Annotated in this window: 46 protein-coding genes; 41 read left to right on the plus strand and 5 right to left on the minus strand. The window is 38.6% G+C overall.

Annotated features, from left to right (window positions below; all coding sequences use genetic code 11):
* The first annotated feature begins 93 nt into the window (after positions 1 to 93).
* Genes rsmD through Ga0466249_RS10705 form a run of 3 tightly spaced genes read left to right on the plus strand, consistent with a single transcriptional unit; the run spans position 94 to position 1,653 of the window.
* Entirely contained in the window at positions 94 to 660 is a 567-nt protein-coding gene (gene rsmD, locus Ga0466249_RS10695; RefSeq protein WP_215829436.1) for a 16S rRNA (guanine(966)-N(2))-methyltransferase RsmD, read from the plus strand.
* A gap of 13 nt (positions 661 to 673) precedes the next feature.
* The gene (coaD, locus tag Ga0466249_RS10700; RefSeq protein WP_215829437.1) at positions 674 to 1,159 is read left to right on the plus strand and encodes a pantetheine-phosphate adenylyltransferase; all 486 of its coding nucleotides are present in this window, start codon (positions 674 to 676) and stop codon (positions 1,157 to 1,159) included.
* A 20-nt stretch (positions 1,160 to 1,179) separates the two neighbouring features.
* Positions 1,180 to 1,653 carry an ATP synthase subunit B family protein gene (locus tag Ga0466249_RS10705; RefSeq protein ID WP_215829438.1) on the plus strand — a complete coding sequence of 158 codons (474 nt, stop codon included), beginning with the start codon at positions 1,180 to 1,182 and terminating at the stop codon, positions 1,651 to 1,653.
* A gap of 12 nt (positions 1,654 to 1,665) precedes the next feature.
* Here Ga0466249_RS10705 and Ga0466249_RS10710 read toward each other — a convergent pair whose 3' ends face one another.
* The 3 genes from Ga0466249_RS10710 to Ga0466249_RS10720 are packed head-to-tail and all read right to left on the minus strand — an operon-like array spanning position 1,666 to position 4,296.
* Complete coding sequence (locus Ga0466249_RS10710) at positions 1,666 to 2,613, minus strand: sporulation integral membrane protein YlbJ (protein WP_215829439.1); 948 nt, start codon at positions 2,611 to 2,613, stop codon at positions 1,666 to 1,668.
* 36 nt (positions 2,614 to 2,649) lie between these two features.
* Entirely contained in the window at positions 2,650 to 4,110 is a 1,461-nt protein-coding gene (locus tag Ga0466249_RS10715; RefSeq protein WP_215829440.1) for a recombinase family protein, read from the minus strand.
* Positions 4,111 to 4,125: 15 nt separating this feature from the next.
* Positions 4,126 to 4,296, minus strand: a complete 171-nt coding sequence (locus tag Ga0466249_RS10720; protein WP_215829441.1) for a ribbon-helix-helix domain-containing protein — start codon at positions 4,294 to 4,296, stop codon at positions 4,126 to 4,128.
* Positions 4,297 to 4,568: 272 nt separating this feature from the next.
* Here Ga0466249_RS10720 and Ga0466249_RS27775 point away from each other — a divergent pair, with 272 nt between their 5' ends.
* Complete coding sequence (locus tag Ga0466249_RS27775; RefSeq protein ID WP_376769296.1) at positions 4,569 to 4,757, plus strand: helix-turn-helix transcriptional regulator; 189 nt, start codon at positions 4,569 to 4,571, stop codon at positions 4,755 to 4,757.
* 314 nt (positions 4,758 to 5,071) lie between these two features.
* Here Ga0466249_RS27775 and Ga0466249_RS10730 read toward each other — a convergent pair whose 3' ends face one another.
* Positions 5,072 to 5,329 carry a hypothetical protein gene (locus Ga0466249_RS10730; protein WP_215829442.1) on the minus strand — a complete coding sequence of 86 codons (258 nt, stop codon included), beginning with the start codon at positions 5,327 to 5,329 and terminating at the stop codon, positions 5,072 to 5,074.
* 222 nt (positions 5,330 to 5,551) lie between these two features.
* On the opposite strand from Ga0466249_RS10730, the gene Ga0466249_RS10735 reads away from it, so the two are divergent.
* The 4 genes from Ga0466249_RS10735 to Ga0466249_RS10750 all read left to right on the plus strand — a co-directional run bounded on the left by Ga0466249_RS10735 (position 5,552) and on the right by Ga0466249_RS10750 (position 7,008).
* Complete coding sequence (locus tag Ga0466249_RS10735) at positions 5,552 to 5,722, plus strand: hypothetical protein (RefSeq protein ID WP_215829443.1); 171 nt, start codon at positions 5,552 to 5,554, stop codon at positions 5,720 to 5,722.
* A gap of 90 nt (positions 5,723 to 5,812) precedes the next feature.
* On the plus strand, positions 5,813 to 5,956 hold the full coding sequence (locus Ga0466249_RS10740; RefSeq protein ID WP_215829444.1) for a hypothetical protein: 144 nt from the start codon (positions 5,813 to 5,815) through the stop codon (positions 5,954 to 5,956).
* A 43-nt stretch (positions 5,957 to 5,999) separates the two neighbouring features.
* Positions 6,000 to 6,713 (plus strand): antA/AntB antirepressor family protein, encoded by a 714-nt coding sequence (locus tag Ga0466249_RS10745; protein WP_215829445.1) that lies wholly within the window; start codon positions 6,000 to 6,002, stop codon positions 6,711 to 6,713.
* A gap of 82 nt (positions 6,714 to 6,795) precedes the next feature.
* Positions 6,796 to 7,008, plus strand: coding sequence for a hypothetical protein (locus tag Ga0466249_RS10750; RefSeq protein ID WP_215829446.1), 213 nt, complete (start codon positions 6,796 to 6,798; stop codon positions 7,006 to 7,008).
* Between the two features lies 1 nt (position 7,009).
* On the opposite strand, the gene Ga0466249_RS10755 is transcribed toward Ga0466249_RS10750, so the two are convergent.
* Positions 7,010 to 7,276, minus strand: a complete 267-nt coding sequence (locus Ga0466249_RS10755) for a hypothetical protein (protein WP_215829447.1) — start codon at positions 7,274 to 7,276, stop codon at positions 7,010 to 7,012.
* 76 nt (positions 7,277 to 7,352) lie between these two features.
* Between Ga0466249_RS10755 and Ga0466249_RS10760 the strand changes: the two genes are divergently transcribed.
* The 33 genes from Ga0466249_RS10760 to Ga0466249_RS10900 all read left to right on the plus strand — a co-directional run bounded on the left by Ga0466249_RS10760 (position 7,353) and on the right by Ga0466249_RS10900 (position 23,176).
* The gene (locus tag Ga0466249_RS10760) at positions 7,353 to 7,538 is read left to right on the plus strand and encodes a hypothetical protein (RefSeq protein WP_215829448.1); all 186 of its coding nucleotides are present in this window, start codon (positions 7,353 to 7,355) and stop codon (positions 7,536 to 7,538) included.
* 114 nt (positions 7,539 to 7,652) lie between these two features.
* Positions 7,653 to 7,784, plus strand: coding sequence for a hypothetical protein (locus Ga0466249_RS27165; protein ID WP_281422629.1), 132 nt, complete (start codon positions 7,653 to 7,655; stop codon positions 7,782 to 7,784).
* Between the two features lie 319 nt (positions 7,785 to 8,103).
* Positions 8,104 to 8,349: a hypothetical protein gene (locus tag Ga0466249_RS10765; RefSeq protein WP_215829449.1), complete on the plus strand. Its 246-nt coding sequence runs from the start codon at positions 8,104 to 8,106 to the stop codon at positions 8,347 to 8,349.
* Complete coding sequence (locus Ga0466249_RS10770; RefSeq protein ID WP_215829450.1) at positions 8,346 to 9,986, plus strand: AAA family ATPase; 1,641 nt, start codon at positions 8,346 to 8,348, stop codon at positions 9,984 to 9,986. Before Ga0466249_RS10765 ends, Ga0466249_RS10770 begins: the two co-directional genes overlap by 4 nt.
* A complete protein-coding gene (locus tag Ga0466249_RS27170; RefSeq protein ID WP_281422630.1) occupies positions 9,986 to 10,108 on the plus strand; it encodes a hypothetical protein in 123 nt (40 codons plus the stop codon). The genes Ga0466249_RS10770 and Ga0466249_RS27170 overlap by 1 nt, the downstream gene beginning before the upstream one ends.
* Positions 10,108 to 10,287 carry a hypothetical protein gene (locus Ga0466249_RS10775; RefSeq protein WP_215829451.1) on the plus strand — a complete coding sequence of 60 codons (180 nt, stop codon included), beginning with the start codon at positions 10,108 to 10,110 and terminating at the stop codon, positions 10,285 to 10,287. The genes Ga0466249_RS27170 and Ga0466249_RS10775 overlap by 1 nt, the downstream gene beginning before the upstream one ends.
* A gap of 2 nt (positions 10,288 to 10,289) precedes the next feature.
* A complete protein-coding gene (locus tag Ga0466249_RS10780; protein ID WP_215829452.1) occupies positions 10,290 to 11,099 on the plus strand; it encodes a RecT family recombinase in 810 nt (269 codons plus the stop codon).
* A 243-nt stretch (positions 11,100 to 11,342) separates the two neighbouring features.
* The gene (locus tag Ga0466249_RS10785) at positions 11,343 to 12,146 is read left to right on the plus strand and encodes a PD-(D/E)XK nuclease-like domain-containing protein (protein ID WP_215829453.1); all 804 of its coding nucleotides are present in this window, start codon (positions 11,343 to 11,345) and stop codon (positions 12,144 to 12,146) included.
* A gap of 5 nt (positions 12,147 to 12,151) precedes the next feature.
* Positions 12,152 to 12,706 carry an HD domain-containing protein gene (locus Ga0466249_RS10790; protein WP_215829454.1) on the plus strand — a complete coding sequence of 185 codons (555 nt, stop codon included), beginning with the start codon at positions 12,152 to 12,154 and terminating at the stop codon, positions 12,704 to 12,706.
* An 11-nt stretch (positions 12,707 to 12,717) separates the two neighbouring features.
* Complete coding sequence (locus Ga0466249_RS26580; protein ID WP_246588626.1) at positions 12,718 to 12,876, plus strand: hypothetical protein; 159 nt, start codon at positions 12,718 to 12,720, stop codon at positions 12,874 to 12,876.
* Positions 12,813 to 13,028: a hypothetical protein gene (locus Ga0466249_RS10795; protein ID WP_312889758.1), complete on the plus strand. Its 216-nt coding sequence runs from the start codon at positions 12,813 to 12,815 to the stop codon at positions 13,026 to 13,028. The genes Ga0466249_RS26580 and Ga0466249_RS10795 overlap by 64 nt, the downstream gene beginning before the upstream one ends.
* 359 nt (positions 13,029 to 13,387) lie before the next feature.
* The gene (locus Ga0466249_RS10800) at positions 13,388 to 13,633 is read left to right on the plus strand and encodes an AbrB/MazE/SpoVT family DNA-binding domain-containing protein (protein WP_215829455.1); all 246 of its coding nucleotides are present in this window, start codon (positions 13,388 to 13,390) and stop codon (positions 13,631 to 13,633) included.
* Between the two features lie 15 nt (positions 13,634 to 13,648).
* Positions 13,649 to 13,951 carry a LysM peptidoglycan-binding domain-containing protein gene (locus Ga0466249_RS10805; RefSeq protein ID WP_215829456.1) on the plus strand — a complete coding sequence of 101 codons (303 nt, stop codon included), beginning with the start codon at positions 13,649 to 13,651 and terminating at the stop codon, positions 13,949 to 13,951.
* On the plus strand, positions 13,948 to 14,166 hold the full coding sequence (locus tag Ga0466249_RS10810) for a hypothetical protein (protein WP_215829457.1): 219 nt from the start codon (positions 13,948 to 13,950) through the stop codon (positions 14,164 to 14,166). Before Ga0466249_RS10805 ends, Ga0466249_RS10810 begins: the two co-directional genes overlap by 4 nt.
* Positions 14,167 to 14,277: 111 nt before the next feature.
* Positions 14,278 to 14,415, plus strand: coding sequence for a hypothetical protein (locus Ga0466249_RS10815; protein WP_215829458.1), 138 nt, complete (start codon positions 14,278 to 14,280; stop codon positions 14,413 to 14,415).
* Positions 14,416 to 14,444: 29 nt separating this feature from the next.
* The gene (locus tag Ga0466249_RS10820; RefSeq protein ID WP_215829459.1) at positions 14,445 to 15,191 is read left to right on the plus strand and encodes a hypothetical protein; all 747 of its coding nucleotides are present in this window, start codon (positions 14,445 to 14,447) and stop codon (positions 15,189 to 15,191) included.
* A gap of 108 nt (positions 15,192 to 15,299) precedes the next feature.
* A complete protein-coding gene (locus Ga0466249_RS10825; RefSeq protein ID WP_215829460.1) occupies positions 15,300 to 15,629 on the plus strand; it encodes a hypothetical protein in 330 nt (109 codons plus the stop codon).
* 43 nt (positions 15,630 to 15,672) lie between these two features.
* The gene (locus tag Ga0466249_RS10830; RefSeq protein ID WP_215829461.1) at positions 15,673 to 16,518 is read left to right on the plus strand and encodes a phage replication initiator YdaU family protein; all 846 of its coding nucleotides are present in this window, start codon (positions 15,673 to 15,675) and stop codon (positions 16,516 to 16,518) included.
* Positions 16,475 to 16,993, plus strand: coding sequence for a hypothetical protein (locus Ga0466249_RS10835; protein ID WP_215829462.1), 519 nt, complete (start codon positions 16,475 to 16,477; stop codon positions 16,991 to 16,993). The genes Ga0466249_RS10830 and Ga0466249_RS10835 overlap by 44 nt, the downstream gene beginning before the upstream one ends.
* 112 nt (positions 16,994 to 17,105) lie before the next feature.
* Positions 17,106 to 17,306, plus strand: a complete 201-nt coding sequence (locus Ga0466249_RS10840) for a hypothetical protein (RefSeq protein ID WP_215829463.1) — start codon at positions 17,106 to 17,108, stop codon at positions 17,304 to 17,306.
* The gene (locus Ga0466249_RS10845) at positions 17,299 to 17,529 is read left to right on the plus strand and encodes a hypothetical protein (RefSeq protein WP_215829464.1); all 231 of its coding nucleotides are present in this window, start codon (positions 17,299 to 17,301) and stop codon (positions 17,527 to 17,529) included. Before Ga0466249_RS10840 ends, Ga0466249_RS10845 begins: the two co-directional genes overlap by 8 nt.
* Complete coding sequence (locus Ga0466249_RS10850) at positions 17,526 to 17,810, plus strand: hypothetical protein (RefSeq protein WP_215829465.1); 285 nt, start codon at positions 17,526 to 17,528, stop codon at positions 17,808 to 17,810. The genes Ga0466249_RS10845 and Ga0466249_RS10850 overlap by 4 nt, the downstream gene beginning before the upstream one ends.
* Positions 17,807 to 18,301, plus strand: a complete 495-nt coding sequence (locus Ga0466249_RS10855; protein WP_215829466.1) for an ASCH domain-containing protein — start codon at positions 17,807 to 17,809, stop codon at positions 18,299 to 18,301. The genes Ga0466249_RS10850 and Ga0466249_RS10855 overlap by 4 nt, the downstream gene beginning before the upstream one ends.
* Positions 18,298 to 18,423 carry a hypothetical protein gene (locus Ga0466249_RS27175; RefSeq protein ID WP_281422631.1) on the plus strand — a complete coding sequence of 42 codons (126 nt, stop codon included), beginning with the start codon at positions 18,298 to 18,300 and terminating at the stop codon, positions 18,421 to 18,423. The genes Ga0466249_RS10855 and Ga0466249_RS27175 overlap by 4 nt, the downstream gene beginning before the upstream one ends.
* Positions 18,411 to 19,355 carry an AAA family ATPase gene (locus Ga0466249_RS27535; RefSeq protein WP_215829467.1) on the plus strand — a complete coding sequence of 315 codons (945 nt, stop codon included), beginning with the start codon at positions 18,411 to 18,413 and terminating at the stop codon, positions 19,353 to 19,355. The genes Ga0466249_RS27175 and Ga0466249_RS27535 overlap by 13 nt, the downstream gene beginning before the upstream one ends.
* A gap of 3 nt (positions 19,356 to 19,358) precedes the next feature.
* Positions 19,359 to 19,622: a hypothetical protein gene (locus tag Ga0466249_RS10865; protein ID WP_215829468.1), complete on the plus strand. Its 264-nt coding sequence runs from the start codon at positions 19,359 to 19,361 to the stop codon at positions 19,620 to 19,622.
* Complete coding sequence (locus Ga0466249_RS10870; protein ID WP_215829469.1) at positions 19,619 to 19,924, plus strand: hypothetical protein; 306 nt, start codon at positions 19,619 to 19,621, stop codon at positions 19,922 to 19,924. Before Ga0466249_RS10865 ends, Ga0466249_RS10870 begins: the two co-directional genes overlap by 4 nt.
* Entirely contained in the window at positions 19,925 to 20,113 is a 189-nt protein-coding gene (locus Ga0466249_RS10875) for a hypothetical protein (RefSeq protein WP_215829470.1), read from the plus strand.
* Positions 20,114 to 20,128: 15 nt separating this feature from the next.
* Positions 20,129 to 20,722 carry a hypothetical protein gene (locus Ga0466249_RS10880; protein WP_215829471.1) on the plus strand — a complete coding sequence of 198 codons (594 nt, stop codon included), beginning with the start codon at positions 20,129 to 20,131 and terminating at the stop codon, positions 20,720 to 20,722.
* A gap of 28 nt (positions 20,723 to 20,750) precedes the next feature.
* Positions 20,751 to 21,746: a DUF5131 family protein gene (locus Ga0466249_RS10885; RefSeq protein ID WP_215829472.1), complete on the plus strand. Its 996-nt coding sequence runs from the start codon at positions 20,751 to 20,753 to the stop codon at positions 21,744 to 21,746.
* Between the two features lie 5 nt (positions 21,747 to 21,751).
* Positions 21,752 to 21,901, plus strand: a complete 150-nt coding sequence (locus tag Ga0466249_RS10890; RefSeq protein WP_215829473.1) for a hypothetical protein — start codon at positions 21,752 to 21,754, stop codon at positions 21,899 to 21,901.
* 65 nt (positions 21,902 to 21,966) lie between these two features.
* Positions 21,967 to 22,473, plus strand: a complete 507-nt coding sequence (locus tag Ga0466249_RS10895; RefSeq protein ID WP_215829474.1) for a DNA cytosine methyltransferase — start codon at positions 21,967 to 21,969, stop codon at positions 22,471 to 22,473.
* Positions 22,373 to 23,176, plus strand: coding sequence for a hypothetical protein (locus Ga0466249_RS10900; RefSeq protein WP_215829475.1), 804 nt, complete (start codon positions 22,373 to 22,375; stop codon positions 23,174 to 23,176). The genes Ga0466249_RS10895 and Ga0466249_RS10900 overlap by 101 nt, the downstream gene beginning before the upstream one ends.
* Positions 23,177 to 23,390: the final 214 nt, after the last annotated feature.

Raw genomic sequence — 23,390 nt, forward strand, 5'->3', positions numbered from 1 at the left:
TTAGGCAGAGCGAGTATCATGTAAATATTTTTTCAGAGCCTGTACTGCTTTTTTTGACGAATATGTTAAAATAATGATAATAAGAGGAAAATTATGCGAATTATTGCAGGTTTGGCCAGAGGGTTTCTCCTAAAAGCGCCGAAAGGATTAGATGTGCGACCAACATCGGATCGTGTCAAGGAAACAATTTTTAATATTTTACGTAACTCCGTGGCGGATGCTGCTGTATTGGATTTGTTTGCAGGCACAGGAAATTTAGGTTTAGAGGCTGTTAGCCGAGGTGCGGCTAGGGTAGTTTTTTTTGATGCTTCTTGGAAAAGTTTGTCTGTCGTAAAAGAAAATATGGTGCACACTCATTTAGAAGGCTATTGTGAAGTACGGAAAATAGATGCCTTAGTGGGGCTGGGTTTGTTAAAAAAAAATCAGCAGCAATTTGATTTAATTTTTTGTGACCCTCCTTATAATCGAGGACTTGTGGGGAAAGTTTTAAGATTTTTAGATGATTCCGATGAAATTTTATCTCCCACGGGTATTTTAATTATTGAGTACTCGTGTCATGAATTTTTGCCGAATGATCTGGGAAATCTCCAAGTTCAACGTACTGAAAAATTTGGTGAAACGCGAATTGGCTTTGTAACAAGGAAATCAATTTCAGAGTAGGAGAGGGTAAATTGTGCGAATTGGTGTCTGTGCAGGGAGTTTTGATCCAGTCACGAATGGTCATGTCGATATTTTCGAGCGTGCAAGTAAGATGTTCGATCAATTGATAGTGGCCGTGTTTCATAATCCAGGAAAAAAACCGTTATTTACCATGGAGGAAAGGGTAGATTTACTTCGCTTAGCAACTTCTCATATCGATAATGTCCGTGTAGATGGATTTTCCGGACTATTAACTGATTATGTGAAAAAGCAAAATGCTACGGTGATTGTACGGGGCTTGCGTGCGCTGAGTGATTTTGAATATGAATTTCAACGAGCTTTATTGATAAAAAAAATTGAACCCGAGCTTGAAACGGTGTTTATGATGACAAGCAGTGACTACTCCTTTGTTAGTTCAAGCGGGATTAAAGAGTTGGCGCGGTTTGATGGACCTATTACAGGATTAGTTCCAGCCTGTATTGAGCCTAGCATTATTCAGCGGATTCGGACGGAAAGGTAAAATCAGTAGGGAGAGATAGTATGAAGGTAGAAGAGATTTTAACAGCAATGGAAGGAATTCTTTTAGATTCACCGCGGGTACCTTTTACAAATAAGCGGGTACTTGAGGAAGACGATTTGGCAGGTATTATGGATGATTTACGTGATTCTATACCGAGTGAATTAGCTGATGCGAAACGCATCCTTGCGGATCGTCAGCGTATATTAGATGATGCGCAGCGGGAAGCACAAAATATGATTGAACAAGCAAAAACATATGTAGCGAAATTAACGGATGAGCATATGATAACCAAACAGGCTGAGGAACAGGCTAATGAACTTATGCTTCAGGCGCGTCATTCTGCTGATGAATTGCGTAGTAGTTCTATTCGTTATGCTGACGATATGTTTAAGCACATTGAGTCTAATCTGAGTTTTTTGATGGATGCCGTCAAAAAGTCTCACCAGTCACTGCAGGTTGATAAGAATAACCAAGAACATAAGCAGCAAAAATAGGAGCCTAGGCTCCTATTTTTTTATGCATTTTCCAAATTGTTTTATTAATTGAAAACTGAAGGATAGACAAAGTAGAATGCTTATGAAGAGGAATAGCAGATAGCTTGTTTGTTCTAGTTGTGCTAGCCAAAGGCCGGATTGTCCGTAGGAAGATTGTGTGACAGGCATGACAAACAAGGAGGTGACGATCTGTGATTTCATGAGAATGATACTAATGATAGCAGCGAGAACGGCATGGATGCAGCGTCCAATAACATAGGGCGTCATGCGAATACCTGATTCGATGACGATGCTTGCTACTTGACCGTGCACAGATAAGCCGCTCCAAGCAATAATCGCACTTGTTATGGCCACTTTTTCACTGAGTGGAGCATCTGTTTGGCTGGCTACGAGTGCGCCCAAATCAATTTCAAATAGACCGCTTACAAGAGATTGTGACAAACTGGCATGGTAGCCGATGAGTTCCAGTCCATACGCAAAAAAAATGTTTAAATAATTTGTCAATCCGACACTGGCTATAATGCGGAGAAAGACGGAAAAGATCATAATAAAACCGCCAATTAAGAAGATTGTATTCATGGATGTTTTGACGGAATCACCAAGTAATTGGCTAAAATCACGATGATCAGCGCGCTTAGCGGCGGCGAGAGCCTGAAAAGCGCGGACAATAATCGAATGATTATTTTTTAGTGGCGGTGGCGGTGGCTCATCACGGTCACGACCATAAAATCGAAAAATAATACCCACAAGAAAACTTGATAAGTAATGGGCTGCTGCAAGAATGGCACCGATTTCTGGCATGGCGAACATGCCAACGGCGACAGCGCCAAACATAAATAACGGGTCTGCTGTGTTTGTAAAAGATAATAACCGTTCTGCTTCTACAGCACTGCAAAGCTTATTTTTCCTGAACTTGCAAGTGATGACGGCATCCATGGGATAGCCTGAGGCGAGTCCCATCGAGAGGGCAAAAGCACTATCTACTATTTGGGTACACTAAAAACGTAGTTCAATTTCGATGTTATTATCCTTATAAACCTTAACTTTGCGGATTATTCTAGACAACAATGCGCGTCGTTCCGCTGGCGTTATAATGCTCCATGATTTTGATAGTTCAGGAAGCTGTTCTTTAATTGCTTGTGCTGAAATAATTCTTTGCTTCTTTATAGATTTGGCCTCTTCAACAATAGATATTTGTGTTTCTAATTCAGCCTGTCGATTTCGTAGTTTATGAATCCGGCCTGAAAGTTGCTCGCTGTCTATATCACCATTCTCATAAGCAACATACCAACGATCAATTTTTTTGTTTATGCTGGCTAATTCTTCTCTAAGCATTTCATTGTCATCCTGAGGATCGTCAATTTCAGAATTGATTTCTTTTATTTTATTTTCTATCTCAACAGGGTTTTCAGCTAGTGAAAATAAATACTCAATAACGGCTTGATTTACTTTTAAAACCTTTTTAAATCCACAATCGCAGCTATCTGCTGTACTCATGTGCTTATAACCGTACTGAGTATAGCAAATGTAATATTGCTGATTATATTTTTTCTTTGAGGTGTTCCAATTATGATTTTTATATCTCATCCTTGCACCGCATTCACCACAGTATATAAAGCCGGTCAAAAGATTATCATCCTCTTTAGCGCGAGGCTGTACATATCGGTTTTTGATCATTTCATTTACAGTAGCAAATTGCTCTTCAGATATTATAGGGTCATGTCTGCCATCATAAATTTGCCCTCTGTGCCTAAGTTTTCCTATATATGCCGGATTCCTTAACATTTGTTTAATCGTTGTTTTGTCCCAATACTTTCCATCGCGTGGAGTCGGAATCTTTTGCTCAGTAAGCTTTTCGGCTACAGCACCAAAACTATATTGACCTGTAAGATACATGTCAAACATAGAACGCACTGTATGCGCCGCAATTGGCTCTATAACGTACTTTTTTAAAGAATCGTTATAAAGATACCCATATGGAATAAAACCGCCTAAATAACGCCCTTGCTTCGCACATTCTTTTTTTGCTACTAATATACGATCAACAATCATTTCTCTTTCGAGTTGAGCAAATACCGACAGCATTCCTAATGAAGCCTTGCCAAAAGGAGTAGACGTATCAAATGATTCACTGATTGAGTGAAAGGCTATGTCTCTAGCATTAAATATATCTTCAATCAGATATAATGCATCTTTTTGACTGCGAGAGAGCCGATCTAATTTAATGACTGCTACATGACCGAACTTATTTTGTTTTGCGTCTTTAAGAAGTTGTTTCATTGCTGGTCGATCAAGGTCTTTGCCAGAATACCCATCATCCATATATACTTTAAATAAATCCCACCCTTGAGCCTTGATATAGGCCATAAGACGCGATTTTTGCGCAGGCAAACTTACACCATGGTCAGCTTGATTATCCGTTGATACGCGTAGATATAAAGCACACATGTTATTCATACTATTTTATCTCCTTTAGTCTGGAGGTGTTATTTTTACATAATTCTTTTTTAGTAAATCTCCCCAGGCTTCTTCTGCAAGCTTTGATATTGGTATCCTTGTTTCTTTGGATAATAATTTTATTTTCGCAATCATATCTTTAGGAATAGTTGTTGTAAAATATGCCCTATATTTTAATTCTCCCATTATATCACCCCAAAAAAACTATAGCATGCTAATTAGCTCGTGTAAGCTAACTAAAGCAGTACGTAGCTGTATATAGCTAAGGCCCAAAAAGCAAATAAAATGGGGTGAATATAAGGTTTTTATGCCTAATAAAATTATGTTATAATATTTTTTGTCGAATATTGTAATTATTTGTCTAAAAGTATTCTCGATAAATTGCAGGAATTATTAATTTTGTCCAGAAGGATAGGTAGCTCAAAAAATGGTGATTATTTATTTATCTTGCCGAATTAATTAAAAGACTTCGTAAAAAAAATGGTTGGACGCAAGCCGAATTAGCAAAACGGATAGGCATTTCCCGCACGGCTATTAGTGACTTAGAGAACGGCGTTAAAACTTCACTGAACAAAAATCAAAAAGCAGGATTAGAAAAGTTGCTTGGAATCGCCATTGAGGAATTACTTAATGATGGAGGCCAATAATATGACTTATGAATATTTTTATCCTTAGCGTACTCCTTGATGGGGTGTGCTATTTTTTATGTCGAAAAATGTAAATAACAGTCTAATTTTCACAGTTGATAGTTAATTGTGAAAGTGGTATGATAAGAATAACGAACATATGTTCTATACGGAAAAAGGACGCTGATAATTAAATGATAAGCACAAAAGAAGAACTTATCTTTAGAATTCTAAAAAGTAAGCCAAAACTAATTTCGTTAAGGGAAACAATAAATCATAAAATTAATATTGCTGAATTAAATAATAACGAGGTAAACGAGCTTATTAAATGTTTTTTACTCGCCTCTAGATAATTTTTCTAATATAGCTTTCCGTTCTTCGAGCGGAAGGCTTTTTATTTTGTCAAAAATTGATTGTTCTTTGTTAGTTAGTTTTTCGTTTCTAGAATTATATTCAGCAACAATAGCCTGAATTAATGTATTCATTGGTATGCCATTGTCATTAGCGTTCTGTCTTAACTTCTCATATTCGGCTGGTTCTAGCCTTAAATTGTATGCTTTTACTTCTTTCTTTACCCTGTTGTTTTTCGGCATTTTATTAACTCTCCTCAAATATCATATTGATGTGATTATAATATCATATCGTTTAATTATAATCAATATAAAATAATATAATTTATTACATTTTTGTAATTAAAATACAGTAAATTACAAAAATGTTGAAAAAAGTATCAAATTCATATTGACTTGTGGTTGATATTAGATTAGTATGAAGTTGACCCCAAGTTCATACTGAAATCAAAGGAGGCGAAAGTTTTGATAAATTCAAAGCCAAAAATTATAAATATGTCTTTACGCTTAAATGAAAAATTAAAAGCAGGAATTGAAAGGAAAGCTAACGATTTAGGCATATCTGCAAACGCGGCTATTTCATTGGCTGTTGATGAGTACATAAAATCACAACAGTTATTTCAAGCAAAAGATTAAAAAGGTAGCAATTAAATATAGAATATAAAAATGATATTTACACGAAAGTGTACATGCCTTGCCGGCATACCTTTTACAGAGGTGATGGAAATGCCAAAGAAAGAACAACCGTACAAAGTTATATCTAAACCACCAAAAGGATATAAACTACCAAATTGTTTCTGGGATATTATGATCCGTAAAACGATTGAACGCATCAATAATCAAATGGATCAAGCTGAACAAGCCGATTAATTTCGGCTGCAATAAAAGTGGACAAGCAGAAAGGAGCAAAAGTATGAACGATTTAATCAAGGTTGACGAATCAGGGAAACCGACTGCCAAGGAATTATATGAGTTTTTAAGTCCTAATGATAAATCTCATTATTCTAGGTGGGCAAAAACAAATATTGAAGACAATGAATTTTATCAAAAAGGCGTTGACTGGTGGGGGTTCGCCACTGTGGCGAACGGTAATGAAACCAAAGATTATAAACTAACTATTGAATTTTCAAAACATCTTTGTATGTTATCTAGAACGGAAAGAGGGAAACAAGCCAGAAACTATTTTATCGAAGTTGAAAAACGGTACAAAAAAATAGCTTCGCCTGAAACTGTATCTCTTCAAGCTAAAGCCAAAAATGCCGAGGCCCGTTTAATCAATGCCAGACGCAAGGATGCTGAATTTTTATTAGAAGTCGCTAAACAATCTAAAACACTTTCATCTGAATCACGTGAACTTCTTACTATTAATGCAGTTGAGCGTATCGCAGGCGAGGGCTTCTTACCACGGCCTAAAGTGGACAAGCTTTACAGCGCAACGGATATTGCTGAAGAGAATGGCCTTTCACCTAACATGGTTGGAAGAATTGCTACAAAAAACAATTTAAAGATTGATCAATACGGAATTACAGTTCTGGACCAATCAGCAAGTAGTGCCAAACAAATACCAAGCTTTAGATATAACGAAGCAGGAAGGCAAGCATTATTGAAAGCCATTGCAGATGCTTAATTTTTTATTAGCGCAAAAGGGCGAAACATTATAGCTTATGCGTATGTACTAGAAATTATGCAAAGGAGGTGAGATAAAAATTATGAAATTGTCACGTCAAGAAGAAATAGAATATTTGGTTCTACTGGAAGACAAGCAGAAAAGGAAAGGCAAAAATGCAGTAAATGATTTTATTTATGATTTCGCAAAATTGAATCTTGAAATTGTTAAAAACCTTCTGGTTAGCGGCGATTATACTCCAGAATTATTGAGAGAACTAAGAAAAAACGCCCAGGCATTACAAAAGTTAATTTAAATTATTTTTTGTGAAGTATATTCTCTAATTCGCCTATTCGTTCAGAGCGTTCTTTATCAGTCATGGATTCGAACGATTGAGTTTTGCAGCAAAGATATATTCGGCGATATATCTCGCTGTAAGCCTCCATTACTTCATTAATACATTCTTTAGCTCCTTCTACTCCAGTTCTTTTTGGTTGTTTGTTTATTTTATTGTTTTCAATTAAGGATACGACAATATCTTTTGTTGCACCAATAACTAATTCATTTAACTTTTCAGATTCCATATTTTCTCCTTCTGCTTGGGCGCAGTAAATGTATTCGACAAAAGGAAACAATTTCCTATGAAAGGAGGCAATCCCTATGAAGCTAAAGCAAACCGGCTTCATTGAAGCCTTGAAATTCAAACGATGGAAAGTTATTGGCAAGGTATTTCAGGAATATGGCCCTCCATTAGTCATCCTAGCTCACCGCCGGCAATGGGAAAAAACGCAAAACTCACGAAGTGCAAAGCGGTGTTCAAACAAAATTCTGCGTGTAGGGAGTTGATAGCATGCAAGCCTTATTGCAAGCGATAGACCAAGGCAAGTATGGTGTGGTGTTTTTGATTATCATTGTAATATTCCTTGGGGCGCAGGTAGTTGGCGAGGTGAAAAGATGGAAATGAATGAGGTCCGTAACGTTAGATTTAGCATGAAGGAGCAATTTAAAGAACAGCCTCACTACGAATTAGATATCTTGCTGATTGTGTTGGCGGCAACTTCTTTTGTTTTGGCATTAGCTGTAAAGCCATAGAAAGGCGGCGTTAAATTTGAGTCCATGTATAACACGACCTGCAACACCGCAGGAATTGGAGGCATTACCACCAAGACCGAAAAAGCCGTTACCCTGTTTTACGAGTCGTATAAATCGTAGGCGAGATTTAAGCAGGGGCTTGCATGTTCGCTGTGAAGGATGGAAGAGATAATGATAATTGAGCGCAAAAAAAGAATCACCTGTGCTACCAACACAGACGATTCAAAGGTAAAACCATCATTTTTATTATAGCACTTTAAGCCGGAAATTCACATTCTATGTTATGCAATCGGTGATTATTTTATTCATGAAAGGAGTCATGATGGGCAAAAAGTTGATTACACAAGTACGCATTACCTGCCCACAATGCGGAGGCCACGGTCAAGTAAAGTCGTTTCGGCGCACAGATGCCCGATTAGTCATGATATGTGAGCAGGCCCATGAATGGATTAGCGAGTGTTGCACATGCCCGAAATGTGGACAACCAAACGGATATTTAGCAGACGGTACTTGTCTGGAATGTTATACGGAAATTTACGAAGAGAGAGGAGCAATTGCAAATTGAAAATTAAAGCCATTAAAATTAATAATTTTTTAGGTATTGATGAATTTAATTATAATCCTGGCAATTTAAACGTTTTTGAAGGGCCTAAAGGTTCCGGCAAGTCTTCAATATTGGAAGGAATTGAAACCGCCGCAAGCAACAACAAGCGCCGGACTGAAATTATCAAACATGGCAATGATGAAGCTACCTTGTTTATTGAAACCGATACTGGCCTAGAAATTGACCGCCGCCTTCGTAATACAAAAGCCGATTACTTAAAATTGCGGCAACAAGGCGAAGGTATCAAGTCAACCGAGGCCGAGTTAAGAAAACTTATATCTGGCGATATATTTAGGCCACTTGACTTTATCAATCTTGATGCATCAAAACAGACTGCAATCATCTTAAGCATGATTAAGATGCAATATTCCGATGAAGAAATTAACGGCTGGTTTGGTCAAGATGTTTTAAGCAATATCAATACATCAAAGCATTTATTGCAAGTGCTGAAAGATATTGAGGTTGCCAAGTATAAAGAACGTGAAGAAGTTAACCGTGAAATTAAGTTGCTGGAAGGCCAAGTAAAAGGCATTGAATCCGAGTTACCGCCTAATTATGACGGTGAGGAATGGAAAGTTTTAAAGGTCCAGGATTATTACAATAAGGTTGCTGAGAAACAGAAGATCAATAATTATATTGAAGATGCAAAACGGTTGCAAGTCAGTATTGAAGAAAAAACTGAGGCTATAAAAGCGGCGGCTGAAGGTGCTAAGTCTAAAATCAAGATCAAGTTTACCGAACAGCGGCAGGATTTGAAAGATATTGTTGAACTTTCGAAAGGTAAAATTGAAAAGGCAAATAATGTTATTAATTCTTCTGCCGACAAATTAGAGATTGAGCAAAACAAATTAACCGCAGCTATGAATGAAGAAATCGCCGCAGTTAAAGCCAAGTATGCAAATAGCGGCAAATTGTTAGTACAAAAAATTAATAATGAAATAACCGAGCAAAAAGAAACTATCAACATTCAAAATCAAAAAATATCTGCAAAAGAACAGGAAATATTGTCATTGTCCGGCCTTGAAAAACAAGAATTAAAGGCTGAAGATATCGCAGCTGAATCTGAAATTGAAAAAGAAAAATTGCGAGTTGGTAAGGCCGCTGAATACTTGAAACAGCATGAAGTAACCGATATTGAACCATTACAGGCCGAAGCTGATAAAGTAGCTGATATGCAAAGCTATCTCCGTGAGTGGGACCGGATGCTTGATATTCGGGACGGTAAGTTGTTCACTAAGAAAGCGTATGCCGATAGTCTAACAAATATTATTGAAACAGCAAGAAATAAGCCTGCCGAACTGCTGAAACAGCACAAATTACCCATTGATGGTATTTCAGTTGATGAAAATTCAATGATTCGGATTAACGGTACTTTGCTTGATGGATTATCCGATGGTGAGAAATTAGAAGCCGCTTTCAAAATTGCTTTACAGCGCATTGGTGAACTAAGAGTGATGTGTTTGGATGGTTTTGAAAAGTTGAACGAGTCTGAGCAAGAAAAAATCATTAAGTTGTGTGCAGACAATGATTTACAGGTTTTTATAAACATTACAAAAGATACCGATAGCGGTAGTTATGAAATTAAGGAGTGCTTATAATGGGCGATATTGCAGAAATGATGTTAGATGGTACGTTATGCGAACGATGCGGCACTCTCATCGGTGAACCAGTAGGATATCCAAGATATTGTGAGGATTGTCAAAGCGAGGATGATGAGTAATGCCTAACAATCTGCAAATTTTAGCTTATGTTCAAGCAATGAAAGACCGTACAAAAGCAAATATTGAACATTGCGAAAGTATCGAACGTATCGGCGGTAAAGCACCAGGATTGTTTACTCTTAAAGCTTATTTAGTAGACATTAATAACCTAGAAAAATTTATAAAAGGTGGTAAATGAAAATGGCTGATAAACAATTAGTATTACAAGAAACTCATAAAAATTTGATGGCATTGCTCACAAGTAAGCAGGAAGCTATGCCAAAGGATTTTAACCAAACTCGCTTTTTACAGAACTGCATGACGGTATTGCAAGATACTAAGGACATTGAAAAATGTCAACCTATTTCAGTAGCCAGAACGTTGCTTAAAGGCGCGTTTCTTGGACTAGATTTTTTTCAAAAAGAATGCTATGCCATCCCTTATGGTTCTTCACTCCAATTTCAAACGGACTATAAGGGTGAAACAAAAATGGCTAAAAAATACAGTATCCGGCCCATTAAAGACATTTACGCCAAGGTGGTTCGTGAAGGAGATTTTTTCGAGGATGAAATTAAAGAAGGTCAGCAGATAGTTAACTTTAAACCATTACCATTTTCTAATAATCCGATCATAGGGGCTTTTGCCATTGTTCTGTATCAAGATGGTGGCATGGAGTACGAAACCATGAGTACGGAGCAAATAGAGGGTATTAGAAATAATTTCAGCAAGATGAAGAACGGTCTAATGTGGTCTAAAACTCCTGAAGAGGCTTATAAAAAAACAGTGCTTCGTCGGCTTACTAAAAAGATTGAAAAAGACTTCGAAAGTGCCGAACAAGCTACGGCTTATGAAGAATCTGCCGATGCTGATTTTAAGAAAAACGAAGAAAATGCTAAACGAAATGCTGTTCCTGATATTTTGTACAAGCAAGAGGAAGTTATTGACGCTGAATGTCGCGAGGTAACAGAAAAAGAATCGTCACCGTTTGATGTTAAGGACGGCGAAAAGTAAATGATTATGCCCGGAATAATTACTTGTAGACAAACCCACGAACGTTTTAGTTGTGATAATTGCAATAGATGGATGCCTTTTGGTTTGATTTATAGCTTTTTAGGCCGGAGTAGCAAAACTCCCTACGTGAACTTACTTTATGCGAAGATTGTTCAAATGCATTAGGAAACTTGCACCATAAGGTAATGGAAGAGGGAAAAGCACATCAATATTCTGAGGATGAAATAACGGAGGTAAAACCGGATGGAACTAAATAGAAAAAACTACTTTAGCCCCGAAGCAGAAAAATTGTATTTAGGCTCAACATCTTTTAAAAACTTTGATAAATACCACGCTGGTGGTTGCGAAGCTAGAGAGGTAGCCAAACGTGAGGGCGAATGGACCGACAAAGTTAATCCGGCGTTTCTATTAGGAAATTATTTGCATAGTTGGTCAAGCGGTGATTTGCAAGAATTTATTGCTAATACTCCTGAATTATTTAAAAAAGATGGTACATTACTTAAACAATATGCAGTAGGCGATACCATGATCAATGTTTTTAAAAACGATCTGGCAATGGCCCAAATGAGGGAAGGCCAGAAAGAACAAATATTCACAGGCGAGATTGCCAATGTTCCTTTCAAAATTCAAGTCGATATTCTAAATATCGAAAAAGGATACTTTGCCGATATTAAGACTACAAAAAATATTCATGAAATGTATTGGAATAACGAGACTAGAGAACGCGAAACGTTCATTGAGAAATACGATTATCCGTTACAATTTGCCATTTATGCTGAAATATTGCGGCAGAATTTAAAAATGGATAAGTACCTTGATTGCTACATTTTAGCCGTTGATAAGCAGGAAGTTCCTGATCACGAAATTATTTACATGGACGTTGACGGCTTTATCAAAGAAAAGCTGGAAGAAGTCGAATCTAAACTACCTCATATTGTAGCTGTTAGGAATGGTGAAATTGAGCCTGAACGGTGTGAGGAATGCGATTACTGCCGTAGCACTAAAAAGATTGTTAAGCCTATACATTGGCTTGATTTGGGGGCGTGAAATAAATGGAAAAGCGATTTTTAAAACTTCTTAATTCCATTAATCGTCCTGGAGTTGGTGAATTAGCCAACTGGTTACTTGACAGCGATTTTTTTAAGGCGCCGGCTAGTACAAAATATCATGGATCCGTAGAAGGTGGATTGTTGGAACACAGCTTAATTGTTTACGATAATTTGACTAAATTTAGCCCTTTGTTTTTGCTTGATTATAGCCGTGATACATTCATTATTTGTGGCTTACTTCATGATATATGCAAAGCGAATTTTTATAAGACAGAAATGCGCTGGCGCAAAGACGAAAACAATCAATGGGAGCAATACGCTACCTATGGCATTGATGATCAATTCCCTTTGGGACACGGTGAGAAATCGTTATATCTTATTCGAAAATTTATTAAATTGTCGGATGACGAGGCAATGGCAATCCGTTGGCACATGGGAGCATGGGGAACAGAGAACTACACGGAAAGACAGACTTTGTCGGCTGCAATGGATAAATACCCATTGATTCTGGCTTTACAGATGGCGGATCAAGCGGCAACGTATTGGGATCAGAAGTGAGGAGATAAGGCATGAACACAAATACAATCACAATTGTTGGTAGGGTTGTCGTGGACTTGCTGAAGAATGCGGGAATCAATTATCTAAAGGGAATGAGGTTGTTGTCATTGGACGGTTACAGAACAACAACTATGAAAAAGATGGCGTTAAACATTACGAAACGGAAATAGTTGCTGAATTTATTGGAATCAGTATTAAGGACAGCAAACAACAGCAGCAAACTCCTGCTAACGGAATTGAATCAAACATTCCCGATAAGTACGCGAAAGATGGAGGCGGAGCCTTCCCAACCGATGAAACAGGAACTTTGAAGCCGAATTAACAACGGTTAAATTTCCTTATGACTTATTAGTTAATAAATGTGTAAAAATTGATGTTAAAGTTTCTAAAGGATATGAGCATGGATATTTCTTCTTTACTTATAATCTTGAAAGCAAAAAGCCACGTTGCGACATATATGTTTTTTACGGGATTAGCGAAAGCAGAGGAAACAAGACGCTGATTATACCAGCAAATAAATTGTACGGAATAAGTCAATTATCTATTGGCTTAGATTCAAAATATGATAAGTATATTGACCGTTGGGACCTAATAAACAAGTTTTGTTCATTTTACCAAAATGTAAGTTAATCACAGGGGGCCTAATCGCCCCACTCAAATAACACTTTAGGAGGAAACGATATGAAATCAACAGGCATTGTTCGCAGAATAGATGATTTGGGCCGCGTAGTGATCCCCAAGGAGATCCGCCGGACCAACGGCATTAAAGAAGGCGATCCAATGGAAATTTACGTTGAGGATAACGGAATGATTGCTATAAGAAAGTATGAAGCTGGCTGCATGATATGCGGCAGTACGGATAACGTTATCGAATTTAAAGATAAGGATTTTTGCAGAAGTTGTATTGAAAAAATTAAAAAGCTGTAAATCGGAGTTGAAACAATGTCAAAGAAATTTAAAGATTATCTAAAAGTGTTAGCATGGGGCGTATTTGTAGCGGTATGTTTAACGGCACTAACAGGCTATACACGGGACGAAGTAAAGTATGTGACAGTAACTTATACCGTCACGAAGTCGGACACGCTACAAACGATTGCAGAGCGATTCATAGTTAAAAACACGGGAACTGTTAGGCAAATTGATGAGTTTCGCGAAGGAATACGGGAGCTAAACTTCGACGTGATCGGAAATGATGAAGTGAAACCTGGCCAAATTTTGAAAATAGGATGGTGGGAAAAGAAATGAGAAAAGAATTTGAAATGACCGAAGATGAGCTTAATAAAATATTGGATGCTTGTAAGCCGGTTCCATATATGATCGTTGGTAATTACGTTCCAACTTCGCCACAAGAAAATGCAAATCGAGCATGGCAAGCACTTGCAAAAGAAAGGGGATTTGTTTGGGATACGGTTCAACCGTGTGGGAAAGGTAATAGATTTTTTACTGCTGAAACGATCTAACCTAACTAAATATAATTGCCTGTATCATTATGAATTTTAATCTAATACAGGCAATAAATCCCCAATTTATTATATGTTAAAAATTAATATTCATGCAAGGAGATAAAAATTATGAAGATAATTGATGCTTTCGCAGATTGGTTTTCAAGCGTAATTGCAACTACAATTTCAAATATATTTTTTGGCTTTTCAGTTGGAATAGGAATGATAATCGCATTAAAAATATATAACCTGTTGTTTGTGAATTGAATAAGTATGCGTAATTTGGAGGTGCAAAAATGAAAATTGACATTCAAGAGATTGTTTCAAATACGATTAAGGAAATGGAAGAGTCAAAAAAAGTTGAAACTTTGCTCAAGGAAAATATTGAAAAGGTCATCAGCTCGGCTGTGAAAGATGCTGTTGACGGATACAAAATCAAACGGATGATCGAAGTTAAAATTGAAAAACAGGTCGGAGAAGCAATCAAAGATGTTGGGTTTTTGGCTTATAACACCTTCGTTGCCGATCAGGTTAACATTTTGTTGCATTCGGTAGTAAAAGAAGATTTGGCAAATAAATTGAGCGAACTGGTTGGAAGTATCTTGCTTAAAAAGCGCGAAACAATCAAGCTATCTGAGATCGTTGCTGAATACCGGAAAATGTATGAAGATATGGACTATGATGAATGGCAAAACTTAGATGACGGTCATTTTTTTGCTGAAATTAACAATGAAGATGATGGTTCTTTCCGGTGGATTACGATTGTTATGGCTCAAAAAGAACAGAAAAAATCCTACGGATATAGTTCATCGCGTGGCGATGATGAAAAGAAAATCAATATGCGGCTGATGGTATATAAGGATGAGCCAGCATCAATCGTTGGTGTTGAATTTGAAGGTGTAAAACTGGATGACATTTCAGCTATTAGAAAGATGAGCGATTTCGAAGCCCTGTTGCTTAACCTGTATTTGAACAAAACAAAGGTTGAAATTGATATTGATGAAGACGACATTGAAACTTATGTAGGAGGATATGAAGATTGATGAAACACTCAATCTCGTACATGAGCAATCATAGTCAAAGCAGGAGCATCAAAGCCGGATAAAAAAGTGCCAGAAAATTGAGCGGCGGGAAGTATGGGAGGATGAAACATGAAAATAGATTATGAAAAACTGCTTGTTGATTTGAAAAAGGCCAAGGTAGCGGCAATTGAAGCTGCAGGATTAGGCGACGATGGTGGGACCGCTAATCTTGATAGTCTTGTATTAAGACTTCCAGGGGCCCGTGAAAAGAAAGTCTTGGAAGTAATACGCACAGCAGGTCTATATTGCCGTGAAAAAGGGGAATGGTTAGGGCCTTGTTATTTCATTAGCCATGGATGCGGTGGTCAAGGTAATAGGAATACGAGGGCTGTTGAAGCAATGGACAAGAGCCTAGAAGCAGCCGGATGGCATACGGGGATTTATTACCGGATGGATTGAGTTAGCAGGCGATTAGAATGACAATTTTTACCGAGGTGGCGATATGCCAGGATGGATTAAGCTTTACAGAGTTTTAATTGAAAAAGCTATATGGACATGTTCAACACCAGAACATTGCAAAATATTAATTACTTTATTGATGATGGCTAATCATGAAGAAAAACAATGGATTTGGAAAGGCAAAAAGTTTGAAGCAAAACCAGGACAATTTGTTACAAGTTTGGAGTCAATTAGAAAGAAATGTGGCAAAGGTGTTTCTACCCAGAACGTCCGTTCGGCGTTAGAGAAATTTAAAAACCTTGAATTTCTAACATACGAAGCAACAAAGACAGGAAGACTCGTAACCATAGTAAATTGGCGGTCTTATCAGTCTAAAGAAGATGAGAGTAACAAAGATAGTAACAAACGAGTAACAAACGACCAACAAACGAGTAACAAAGAACCAACAACTAACAAGAATGTAATAAAGAAAGAATGTAAGAATGATAAGAAAAATACTTTAGGCGATTATACTACTAATCCTGATTTGATCGATTCAATTAATGGCTTTGTTTCAATGAGAAAATCAATCAAAAAGCCTATGACTGATCGTGCTATTAACTTAATGCTTAAAAAACTTACTAAACTGTCAGGCAATGACGATTTAAAAAAAGTTGAAATACTTAATCAAAGTATTATGGGTAGCTGGACAGATATTTACGAATTAAAGCAGCAAAAGTTATTCGAAAATAAATCATATAGCAAAAATCAATCAGTAGATACAATAAATGACTTTTTCACACGAAGGAGTGATAAAGCTGAACATAGAGGATTTGACACCGAGACAGCAGGAAACGGCGGAGATTTTGAAACCATTGATGTATGCCTATCAAGCAGCGAGGATAAGTAACGAAACTATTTGTACCTATGCGATAGCTTTGTCAGATGTTAATAGATCGGCACTGGCGGCCGGAGTTTTAAAATCAATGAAAGCCTGTATCTTTTTTCCCTCTATCGCTGAAATAACAAACAACTCGCAAATAATGGTTGAAGCAGCAACAGGCACGACGAACAAGGGGCCAGATGAGGCATGGAATGAAGTCTTACAGCAGATGAAAGAAGCATTCGTTTATAAAAAGCCTGTATTTAGTACAAAAGAAATTGAATCAGCGGCTTTAGCTATGGGATGGGTTGGAATGTGCGAAACATTAACAGAAGACATTGGAACAATCCGTTCACAGTTTCTGCGGCTTTATGAATCAGCTTGCAAACGCAAAAAAGAAACGCGAGTCAATAACGATGTGCTTAATTCGATGGGAAAGCAGGCAGTAAACAGTTTAATTGATTCAACAACAAAACAAATAGGCTGTAATGAAAAGCCATAAAATAGCCGTCATATTAGCAAAATTAGCTTGAATCGAACAAAAAGTACGTCACGAGTAAAGTTTATAGGCGGATGGTATTTAAAACCTTAAAAACGAATTTTGGAGGTCAATCATGAAAAGTGAAAATCGCGTAAAAGGTTATAGAAAAGGCACAGAAGACTGGAACGCTGAGTATAATATGCTTCTTGATGATGAAGTTACTTGTAAGCAATGTATTCATTGCGAACGTTGCTGCGGAATATTTGGGCAAGAAGAAACAGGAACGCGCTGCCAGTTTTATCCGAACAAATTCAGACAGAAAAATCATGAATAATGGCGTTGGTGAAAAAGTCATAGTTTACGAGCAACTTACAAAAGAAAATTGCGAAATGGAAAAAATAAAATTTTTCTTTAAAGCTTTGTCGGAACCAATACAGGATGAAATTTTGCTTTTAGGCGTAGCGAATTACTGCTTATCACATAAAGACGATAAGTTTTTAAAAGATGTTCACGAAACACTTTTTCCCGGTTCCAATAAAAAAATTTGTGCGGTATGAGTGAACGAAATGAAAGTGGACAAGTTATTTCCATGGAAATTTCAGGAACTTCATATTATCAAATAAGAATAAAAATTCATTTATATACAGATATGGAGGCGGAACAGGTGCTTGGAAATAAATACGAAGAGCCCAAATGCGGAATTTGCAAAAATCGCAAGTCTGGTATTTATCCTAACAAACTGGTCTGCTACGAAACGGAAGAGCACCCTGGCATGGCTGTAGAGGTCAAAGAAAGACAAAAGCCGTGCAGATCGTTTGGAAGGCGGCGAGATCATTGAAAGCTATAACGATATTGCAACCGTGGGCAAGTTTGATAGCCTGCGGCGAAAAGAAAATAGAAACACGGTCATGGGCCACGAAGTACAGGGGCCCGATTGCGATTCACGCGGGGAAGAGTTGGACGACGGACAGACGAGAGCTTACATATCGAGATCCATTTCATTCGGCATTATGGCCGAAAATGACTAAAGAAGAAATAATGCTAAACGGATACGGAAGAACACAGCTTTTGCCAGTCGGGGCCGTAATTGCCGTAGCTGATTTGGTAGATTGCCTCAAAGTTATCGGTAATGTTTCGCTAAAAATAGGTGACCAAAAACAAGTAGTAGCTGTTTTGGAAAATCAGATGAGGGTCACTGGTAATGAATATGAGTTCGGCGACTTCAGTGTTGGCCGCTATGCTTGGATACTTTCGGGTGTACGGTGGTGCATTGATCCGGTGCCAGCTAAAGGGCAGCAACGAATTTGGAATTGGAATGAAAAGTTATGAGTAAGTTGATTATTCCCGGCAGGCTAGCTACAAAGAAAAATTCAAGCCGGATTGTCGGGCTGGACAAGCAGAATCCGAGGCCTGAAATTGAAATCGAGGCGGTGTTAATGTGCCAAAAATAGACGAAGTTACTGCGCTGATTAATTTAATTGGCAAAAAAGATTATGTTAAAGCAAAACAAATTGTCGAAGTCATGATTGCAAATGAGCGACACAATGGCAGGGATATGTCGGCCAGAAAGCTTGCAATGGCCTTAAGAATGTGGGGAGACAACAATTCAAAATTAGTTGAGTTGCCAAGTCAGTTAAAGCCTCTTTTATTTGATTCTGCTAGGCAGCAAAGCTTATCAGAAATTTACTTAGACGATGCAATAAAGGCTGAAATAAAAAAGTTTATCAAAGAGCGCGATAAGTTAGAAGAACTGCGGATTGCAGGGCTTCCTATGCGGAATCGGATATTGTTGGCTGGTCCTCCTGGTAACGGAAAAACGAGTCTTGCCGGGGCGATTAGTAAAGAATTAAAGCTCCCATTCTACGCGGTTAAAGTGAGTGAAATAGTTGATTCTGCGTTAGGTGCAACGATTAAAAATATTGCAAGTGTGCTTGAATGTGCTTCCACTGATAATTGCGCAATTTTTTTGGACGAGTTAGATTCGATTGGATCTAGTAGGGTTGCTGGTGCTGATGGATGTGATCGTGAATACAACAATGCCTTAAATACAATTCTTACGAACTTAGATAGACTGCCTGACACAAGCATTATTATCGGGGCTACGAATTTGCCGGATGTAATTGATAGTGCGTTACTTAGACGGTTTAACTTGAAACTATGGCTTGATGCTCCATCCAATGAAGATGTTTTAAAATACGTGCTTTCTTATCAATGTGATCATGACGTTAATTTTTTTCTCTCAGATACGGACATTGTAAACTATCTTACTGGTCAGCCGTGGTCAAAGGTTGAAGAGTTTTGTTTAGATCATCACCGGACATTTGTTTTAGGAGAAGATAGCAGCGGCGGATCATCAAACGGCTGGATTGGAAAGGCGATGTGAACGATGGCTGAAAAATCTTACCTCGAACAGCAAAAGGAAATAGCTCGTAACGCTTCTGTAATCGCTAACGAGCCAAGAGCTATATATCAGTCACCTTTCGGCGGATATGCGATTAGTACGTTAAATCAAAATACTCATTGTGAATGCGTATGGACAACAGAAGACGAAGAAGAACCGCAAAAGACTCCTGCACAGATTGAAATGGCTGAACGAATCGCGAAGATGGAAAACGAACTGAATTTGTTAAAACAGGGGGCGCAATCATGATTCGTAAATGGACGGAAGAAGAGTTGGAGTTTCTAGATAAAAACAAGGATAAGCCTTCAGCGTATATAGCTAAATTCTTGAATAGATCAGCCAACTCAATAAACAGCAAACGCAATTATGAACCGATAACAAAACAAGTTATTGCGAGACATTCAGACACGCCAGAACGCCGCGATATGTTTAAAAGGCTAATGTACCTTATGAAGGTTAAGTCGTTAAAGATAAACGGAAAAGCGAACATAAATTGGGACAAGTTTAAAACTGCGTTTGGTCAAGTTGAAAATATGATGGGGGCAAGATAAGTGAATTGTCCATATTGCGATGAAGAATTAACCTATGACGATTATTTTGGCAGAATAGCAGCACACCAGGACGGTAAAGTGCTAGGTGATATTTATAAATGCAATAACGAGGATTGCGAAGCGTATCAGCAGAGCTTTTATACGTATCGGGATAGGCCAGATGATTTGCACGAAGGGTATCCATGCTAGATAGGAGTTGGGGACGTGACCGAATCAGATATTATTAAATACCTTTATGCTTGGCATTGCAAACGTGGAGAATTGTTTTTCCCTCATGTAAAAACAGGTTCAAGTTGGTTATATAAAGGCCGACAGCTAAGAATACTGGACGGTTTGGCTATAAAAATTAGTTGGACAAGTCCTGAATTTACGGGCTATGAAATAAAAATCAGTCGCAGTGACTTCTTGCGAGACAAAAAACATAATGAGTATTTGCCATATTGTACAGGATTTTCGTTTGTTTGCCCTGACAAGATGATAAAAAAGGATGAGATTGAGGAGAACATTGGACTGATATACGTAAAAGAAGACGGAAGCCTGCGAACGGCTAAGAAAGCGCCTAGGCTTACACCGGATGTAAACACTCAAAATTATTTACTACGGTATTTGGTATATTATCGTTCTGGTTCGAATCGAGAGCAGATTATGGCTGCTGCTAATCAAGTATCAAGAGAGCGGCGCCGTGCTTCTGAAAAGGAGCGTAAAGCAAGAGATTTTCAAGACAGATTTTACGAATTGCAAAACAATTACTATAACATTCCGCATGAAGTACGTAAACAATATGAAAAAGAATCGTAAAACTACTCAAACAAAGGAGGCGTGAAAGTTGGGTAAAAGTAAAATTGAGTGGTGCGACAGGGTTTGGAATCCGGTAACAGGCTGCACGAAGGTAAGCCCAGGTTGTGAGCATTGTTATGCTGAGCGAATGAGTAAAAGATTTGGTGAAAAGTGGGGACTCCCAGCAGATAATCCGTTTAAAGTTATGACACATTCTGATAGGCTGGATCAGCCGTTACATTGGACAAAGCCGAGCAAAGTATTTGTTTGCAGCATGTCAGATTTATTTCACGATGATGTGCCGGACAAATTTATAATTGATGTTTTATCAGTTATCGCAGAGGCACACACTCACACATTCTTAATACTGACTAAAAGGCCGGAACGAATGTTAGAAATGCTAAGTTATAAAAATGTTGCAAATGATGTTTGGTTACAAACTTCACGCGGCGTAGACGATGAAAAAAGTCCATGGCCTTTAGATAATCTTTGGTTGGGCGTGACAGCCGAGAACCAAGAACAGGCAAAGCAACGTATACCAATTCTATTGCAGATACCGGCAGCAAAGCGATTTGTGAGCGTGGAACCGATGCTAGGACCAGTAAAACTAAGTAGATATTTAAAATGGCCTATCTGCGAACATTGGCGTCCAGACGAAGGCGGCAATCCAAACGAGTACGGAAAATATCATTGGGAGAAGCAATCATTAGTTGCGCGTGGATGGGTTGGCCTTGATTGGGTAATATGTGGCGGTGAAAGTGGGCCAGGAGCGCGGCCAATGCATCCCGATTGGGTGCGGAGTTTACGGGACCAATGCAAAGCAGCGGGGACGCCGTTTCTATTTAAACAATGGGGAGAATGGGTACAGGTTGAAGGTTCTGGTGCATGCGAGCCAACGCCAATTTGTTACTGGAATGAAGAAATTGAAGATTGGAAATCTGGGCTTGCAACACATACACAAAATATGGTTCGCGTCGGTAAAAAGAAAGCTGGTCGATTGATAGACGACCAGCTATGGGATCAGTATCCAGTTCAGGAGGTGTGAACAAATTGATGATATGCGATTTATGCAAGGAAACTTTACACCCGTTAGATGCTCATATGGGATACATTGACGGTAAGTTGGTATGCACTCATATTGACTGCTGGAATGAACATTATGCAGAAGAAATTGAAATAGAAAAAGCCAAAGCGAGGTGATGCCCTATGTCAGAGAAGCTTAGAATGTTAAGTTTGTTCTCTGGTATTTGACCGGAGGTATAGACTTGGCAGCGCAATTGGCTGGAATTGAAACAGTGGCTTTTTGTGAGATAGAGCCATACGCCGTACAAGTATTGAAAAAACGGTTTCCGGGGGTGCCAATTTATGACGATGTGCGAACCGTTACTGCAGAGAGACTACGTAAGGACGGAATTGGAAGAATTGATATTGTCGGCGGGGGCTTCCCTTGTCAGGATGTGTCATGCGCTGGAAAACAAGCCGGATTCGTGGACTCCAAAGGTAGCGTTACTAGAAGCGGTCTCTGGTGGGAAATGCTTCGCATCGCTGTCGATTTGCAATCAAGGTGGATATTGGCGGAGAATGTACGGAACCTACTCAGCATTGCCGATGTTTCAGGACGAAGAGGAGGAACATTCGGACGAATACTCCGAGACTTGGCCGAGAATGGGTATGATGCTTCATGGTTTTGTTATGGAGCTGCCGACGTTGGGGCGCCACATCAAAGGGACAGGGTATTCATCGTGGCCCACGCCGGCAGCACAGGACGGTAAAAATAGTTCATTCCCGCCAAGTCAACTAAATAGAGATACACTTCCCGGTGCAATTATGAGAAATTGGCCAACACCACGAGCGAATGATGCTGAAAAGCGGGGCAACATTGCAAACAATATGCGAAATGGGTTACCCGCTGCGGTTAAATATTGGCCTACTCCGAGTGCTAGTTTACGCGGCGATTGTGCAAGCGAGAGAAATAGAAATACACCCGGGTTGGTATCCGCGGTTAAAATGTTTGCGACACCACAAGCACGAGATTATAGAACTGGGCAACAATCACGTTGGGATGATCCGAATCGATCAAGAAACTTAAACGACCAAATTGGTGGTCAACTTAACGCTGATTGGGTTGAATGTCTTATGAGCTTCCCAATCGGCTGGACTGACATTGATTGTGATGAACCGCAGGAATGGCCTGGGTGGCCTGCACCGCTGGGAGTTGGCAAAATGTGGCGAACTATGGATGCCTCAGATTATTGTGATCGCAAATTTCATTGTAATAGTCGTGGGGAACCGATGCTGTCGGGTCAAGTTAAAATAACCGGAGCAGGTCAATATCCATATGAACCATCGCGAGTAATAACCGGTCAGAAAAATCGAGCCAAGCGTCTAAAATGTATTGGAAATGCGGTGGCCCCAAAACAAATATTTCCGGTGCTTATGGCTATAGCCGAAATAGAAAAAGCCAGGACCTGCTAAGCCCTGGTTGGAGAGAGAAAAAATTTATGTTTATAGTATGCCTTGGAAAATGGCTTTTATACATGGAAAAGCCAGAGCCTACTTGGACAGGTGTAAACTCTGGCAATCCATTAGTCGGTTATGGCAACTGACCGTTTATAGGATACCCGGAGACAAAAGATTATATGCAAGGAGGGGTAGAAGGTGAATGTTAAAGAGCGCAAATTTGTATGTA

Origin of the sequence: Pelorhabdus rhamnosifermentans, from assembly GCF_018835585.1 — a bacterium.
GTDB lineage: Bacteria > Bacillota > Negativicutes > UMGS1260 > UMGS1260 > Pelorhabdus > Pelorhabdus rhamnosifermentans.

What these genes read in the sequence shown, in the direction of transcription:
- rsmD (WP_215829436.1), top strand. Translation starts at nt 94, where the DNA reads ATGCGAATTATTGCAGGTTTGGCCAGAGGGTTTCTCCTAAAAGCGCCG.
- Ga0466249_RS10705 (WP_215829438.1), top strand. Translation starts at nt 1,180, where the DNA reads ATGAAGGTAGAAGAGATTTTAACAGCAATGGAAGGAATTCTTTTAGAT.
- Ga0466249_RS10710 (WP_215829439.1), bottom strand. Translation starts at nt 2,613, where the DNA reads ATGGGACTCGCCTCAGGCTATCCCATGGATGCCGTCATCACTTGCAAG.
- Ga0466249_RS10715 (WP_215829440.1), bottom strand. Translation starts at nt 4,110, where the DNA reads ATGAATAACATGTGTGCTTTATATCTACGCGTATCAACGGATAATCAA.
- Ga0466249_RS10720 (WP_215829441.1), bottom strand. Translation starts at nt 4,296, where the DNA reads ATGGGAGAATTAAAATATAGGGCATATTTTACAACAACTATTCCTAAA.
- Ga0466249_RS10730 (WP_215829442.1), bottom strand. Translation starts at nt 5,329, where the DNA reads ATGCCGAAAAACAACAGGGTAAAGAAAGAAGTAAAAGCATACAATTTA.
- Ga0466249_RS10740 (WP_215829444.1), top strand. Translation starts at nt 5,813, where the DNA reads ATGCCAAAGAAAGAACAACCGTACAAAGTTATATCTAAACCACCAAAA.
- Ga0466249_RS10745 (WP_215829445.1), top strand. Translation starts at nt 6,000, where the DNA reads ATGAACGATTTAATCAAGGTTGACGAATCAGGGAAACCGACTGCCAAG.
- Ga0466249_RS10750 (WP_215829446.1), top strand. Translation starts at nt 6,796, where the DNA reads ATGAAATTGTCACGTCAAGAAGAAATAGAATATTTGGTTCTACTGGAA.
- Ga0466249_RS10755 (WP_215829447.1), bottom strand. Translation starts at nt 7,276, where the DNA reads ATGGAATCTGAAAAGTTAAATGAATTAGTTATTGGTGCAACAAAAGAT.
- Ga0466249_RS10760 (WP_215829448.1), top strand. Translation starts at nt 7,353, where the DNA reads ATGAAGCTAAAGCAAACCGGCTTCATTGAAGCCTTGAAATTCAAACGA.
- Ga0466249_RS27165 (WP_281422629.1), top strand. Translation starts at nt 7,653, where the DNA reads ATGAATGAGGTCCGTAACGTTAGATTTAGCATGAAGGAGCAATTTAAA.
- Ga0466249_RS10765 (WP_215829449.1), top strand. Translation starts at nt 8,104, where the DNA reads ATGATGGGCAAAAAGTTGATTACACAAGTACGCATTACCTGCCCACAA.
- Ga0466249_RS27170 (WP_281422630.1), top strand. Translation starts at nt 9,986, where the DNA reads ATGGGCGATATTGCAGAAATGATGTTAGATGGTACGTTATGCGAACGA.
- Ga0466249_RS10775 (WP_215829451.1), top strand. Translation starts at nt 10,108, where the DNA reads ATGCCTAACAATCTGCAAATTTTAGCTTATGTTCAAGCAATGAAAGAC.
- Ga0466249_RS10780 (WP_215829452.1), top strand. Translation starts at nt 10,290, where the DNA reads ATGGCTGATAAACAATTAGTATTACAAGAAACTCATAAAAATTTGATG.
- Ga0466249_RS10785 (WP_215829453.1), top strand. Translation starts at nt 11,343, where the DNA reads ATGGAACTAAATAGAAAAAACTACTTTAGCCCCGAAGCAGAAAAATTG.
- Ga0466249_RS10790 (WP_215829454.1), top strand. Translation starts at nt 12,152, where the DNA reads ATGGAAAAGCGATTTTTAAAACTTCTTAATTCCATTAATCGTCCTGGA.
- Ga0466249_RS26580 (WP_246588626.1), top strand. Translation starts at nt 12,718, where the DNA reads ATGAACACAAATACAATCACAATTGTTGGTAGGGTTGTCGTGGACTTG.
- Ga0466249_RS10800 (WP_215829455.1), top strand. Translation starts at nt 13,388, where the DNA reads ATGAAATCAACAGGCATTGTTCGCAGAATAGATGATTTGGGCCGCGTA.
- Ga0466249_RS10805 (WP_215829456.1), top strand. Translation starts at nt 13,649, where the DNA reads ATGTCAAAGAAATTTAAAGATTATCTAAAAGTGTTAGCATGGGGCGTA.
- Ga0466249_RS10810 (WP_215829457.1), top strand. Translation starts at nt 13,948, where the DNA reads ATGAGAAAAGAATTTGAAATGACCGAAGATGAGCTTAATAAAATATTG.
- Ga0466249_RS10815 (WP_215829458.1), top strand. Translation starts at nt 14,278, where the DNA reads ATGAAGATAATTGATGCTTTCGCAGATTGGTTTTCAAGCGTAATTGCA.
- Ga0466249_RS10820 (WP_215829459.1), top strand. Translation starts at nt 14,445, where the DNA reads ATGAAAATTGACATTCAAGAGATTGTTTCAAATACGATTAAGGAAATG.
- Ga0466249_RS10825 (WP_215829460.1), top strand. Translation starts at nt 15,300, where the DNA reads ATGAAAATAGATTATGAAAAACTGCTTGTTGATTTGAAAAAGGCCAAG.
- Ga0466249_RS10830 (WP_215829461.1), top strand. Translation starts at nt 15,673, where the DNA reads ATGCCAGGATGGATTAAGCTTTACAGAGTTTTAATTGAAAAAGCTATA.
- Ga0466249_RS10840 (WP_215829463.1), top strand. Translation starts at nt 17,106, where the DNA reads ATGAAAAGTGAAAATCGCGTAAAAGGTTATAGAAAAGGCACAGAAGAC.
- Ga0466249_RS10845 (WP_215829464.1), top strand. Translation starts at nt 17,299, where the DNA reads ATGAATAATGGCGTTGGTGAAAAAGTCATAGTTTACGAGCAACTTACA.
- Ga0466249_RS10850 (WP_215829465.1), top strand. Translation starts at nt 17,526, where the DNA reads ATGAGTGAACGAAATGAAAGTGGACAAGTTATTTCCATGGAAATTTCA.
- Ga0466249_RS27175 (WP_281422631.1), top strand. Translation starts at nt 18,298, where the DNA reads ATGAGTAAGTTGATTATTCCCGGCAGGCTAGCTACAAAGAAAAATTCA.
- Ga0466249_RS10865 (WP_215829468.1), top strand. Translation starts at nt 19,359, where the DNA reads ATGGCTGAAAAATCTTACCTCGAACAGCAAAAGGAAATAGCTCGTAAC.
- Ga0466249_RS10870 (WP_215829469.1), top strand. Translation starts at nt 19,619, where the DNA reads ATGATTCGTAAATGGACGGAAGAAGAGTTGGAGTTTCTAGATAAAAAC.
- Ga0466249_RS10900 (WP_215829475.1), top strand. Translation starts at nt 22,373, where the DNA reads ATGATGCTTCATGGTTTTGTTATGGAGCTGCCGACGTTGGGGCGCCAC.